Source organism: SAR324 cluster bacterium, assembly GCA_029245725.1.
In the GTDB taxonomy this organism is placed as follows: Bacteria; SAR324; SAR324; order SAR324; family NAC60-12; genus JCVI-SCAAA005.
On sequence record JAQWOT010000094.1, the window covers coordinates 1 to 2258 of the forward strand.

At 46.1% G+C, this 2258-nt stretch carries 4 protein-coding genes; all 4 read left to right on the forward strand.

Annotated elements, in window-relative coordinates:
• Positions 1–203, forward strand: a 203-nt coding sequence (locus P8O70_04175) for a phosphoribosylaminoimidazolesuccinocarboxamide synthase (protein MDG2196078.1), incomplete at its 5' end; no start/stop codon positions are given.
• Entirely contained in the window at positions 196–444 is a 249-nt protein-coding gene (gene purS, locus P8O70_04180; protein ID MDG2196079.1) for a phosphoribosylformylglycinamidine synthase subunit PurS, read from the forward strand. The genes P8O70_04175 and purS, both read left to right, overlap by 8 nt.
• Positions 444–1115 carry a phosphoribosylformylglycinamidine synthase subunit PurQ gene (gene purQ, locus P8O70_04185; GenBank protein ID MDG2196080.1) on the forward strand — a complete coding sequence of 224 codons (672 nt, stop codon included), beginning with the start codon at positions 444–446 and terminating at the stop codon, positions 1113–1115. Before purS ends, purQ begins: the two co-directional genes overlap by 1 nt.
• A gap of 4 nt (positions 1116–1119) precedes the next feature.
• On the forward strand, positions 1120–2258 hold a 1139-nt coding region (gene purL / locus P8O70_04190; GenBank protein MDG2196081.1), incomplete at its 3' end, for a phosphoribosylformylglycinamidine synthase subunit PurL.

Sequence of the window (2258 nt, forward strand, 5' to 3'; positions counted from 1 at the left end):
TAGTTGATTTCAAGCTCGAATTTGGTTGTCAGCCTGATGGATCTTTGATTCTTGCCGATGAGATTTCTCCAGATACTTGTCGAATTTGGGATGGAAAAACCAATGAAAAAATGGATAAGGACCGTTTTCGTCATAACCTTGGGGGTTTAGTGGAAGCGTATCAAGAGGTCTGGAACCGATTACACATGGGGAAAGATGCTTAAGGGAGTCATCACAGTGATGTTACAACAAAATGTGTTAGACGTTCAGGGCCAGGCTGTTCAAGGTGCTTTGAAACATTTGGGCTTCGAGTCCGTGGAGAAGGTTCGTATCGGCCGCCAAATTGAAATGATCTTACCTACAGAAGACCGAGAGGCTGCAAGTCTCCAACTAAGAGAAATGGCGGAGAAATTGTTAGCCAATCCAGTGATTGAATATTTCCAGATCGACATCAAGGAAGCTTGATGCATTGTGCCGTTCTCGTTTTTCCTGGTTCAAATTGTGATGTTGATCTCTACAAGGCAATTCTACAAATAAAGGGAGCAACAGCGGAATACGTCTGGCACAAAGACACAGATTTGGACCGCTTTGATGTGATGTTGATACCAGGTGGATTCACTTATGGTGATTACCTGAGACCTGGTTCTTTGGCTGGAGTATCTCCAGTGATTGCCTCTGTGAAAAAAGCTGCCAATTCAGGGAAATTGGTTCTGGGGATTTGCAATGGATTCCAAATCTTGATTGAAGCAGGCTTGCTTCCCGGTGCTTTACTTCCGAATCAGAGTTTGCAGTTCATCTGTGATGTAGTCCCCGTAAAAGTAACTCAGTCAGAATCACCCTTTACCTCTAGCTATCAACTAGGGGATATCCTGAGACTTCCAATCGCGCATGGTTCAGGAAATTATTATTGTGACGAAGCTACCCACAAGGAACTGAAGTCAAACGGTCAAATCGCATTCTCCTTTACCCCAGAAAACAATCCCAATGGTTCCGATGCTGGGATCACCGGTTTGCTTAATGAACAACGGAATGTCTTAGGAATGATGCCGCACCCGGAAAGAGCTGTGAAGCAGTGGCTTGGCAGTACTGATGGACTTGGACTCTTTCAATCCATGCTTGAACATCACAAAGCCTGACTCAATGCCTCAGGAACCCTCCCCTCAACAAATCTCAGAGCAAAAAATCTATCGTGAAATGGGATTAATCCCGGACGAGTACAACCGCATTGTAGAGCTCTTAGGCCGCCAGCCAAACTATACCGAAACTGGCATTTTTGCAGTCATGTGGTCTGAGCACTGTAGCTACAAAAACTCGAAGCCTTTGTTGAAGTTATTTCCGACAGAAGGTTCACAAGTACTTCAAGGTCCTGGGGAAGGAGCAGGAATTGTTGACATCGGTGATGGGTGGGCAGTCGTTTTCAAAGTTGAGAGTCATAATCACCCCACGGCGGTCGAGCCTTATCAAGGGGCTGCGACTGGTGTTGGTGGCATCTTGAGGGATATTTTTTCCATGGGTGCACGCCCGATTGCATTGATGAACTCTCTTCGATTCGGCACGCTTGACAAAGCGCATAACCGGTATCTGCTTTCCCATGCCGTCTCAGGAATTGCTGCATATGGGAATTGTATTGGTGTACCAACTGTTGGTGGTGAGGTCTTTCTTGAGACTTGCTATGATGAAAATCCTCTGGTCAATGTCTTCTGTCTGGGAATTGTAAAGCATGACCAGATTCAGCATGGCAAAGCTAGCGGTCAGGGGAATCCCATACTCTACCTCGGTAATGCGACAGGCCGAGATGGAATCCATGGTGCAACCTTCGCTTCGGAAGAACTGAGTGAGGGGTCTGCCAGTAAACGTCCTGCTGTTCAAGTTGGTGACCCTTTTGCTGGTAAAAGACTGTTAGAAGCCTGCTTGGAAATTTACCAGACTGGAACTGTGGTGAGTGTCCAGGATATGGGAGCAGCAGGATTAACCTGCAGCAGCACAGAAATGGGTTTCAAGGGACAAACTGGTATTGACCTAAACCTTGATGAAGTTCCAAAGCGAGCTGAAACAATGACAGCTTATGAAATCATGCTCTCCGAATCCCAGGAGAGAATGCTTTTTGTCATTGAAAAAGGTCGCGAGTCAGAAGTTCAAAAGATCTGTGACAAATGGGAGCTGCCGAACTCGATTGTTGGAGAGGTAACCAATAGTCAGTATTTAAGCTTGTTCCAAGACGGTCAACTGGTGGCAAATCTACCGCTTGATGCATGCTGTGAGCTGACACCAGTCTATCA

What these genes read in the sequence shown, in the direction of transcription:
- purS (MDG2196079.1), top strand. Translation starts at nt 196, where the DNA reads ATGCTTAAGGGAGTCATCACAGTGATGTTACAACAAAATGTGTTAGAC.
- purQ (MDG2196080.1), top strand. Translation starts at nt 444, where the DNA reads ATGCATTGTGCCGTTCTCGTTTTTCCTGGTTCAAATTGTGATGTTGAT.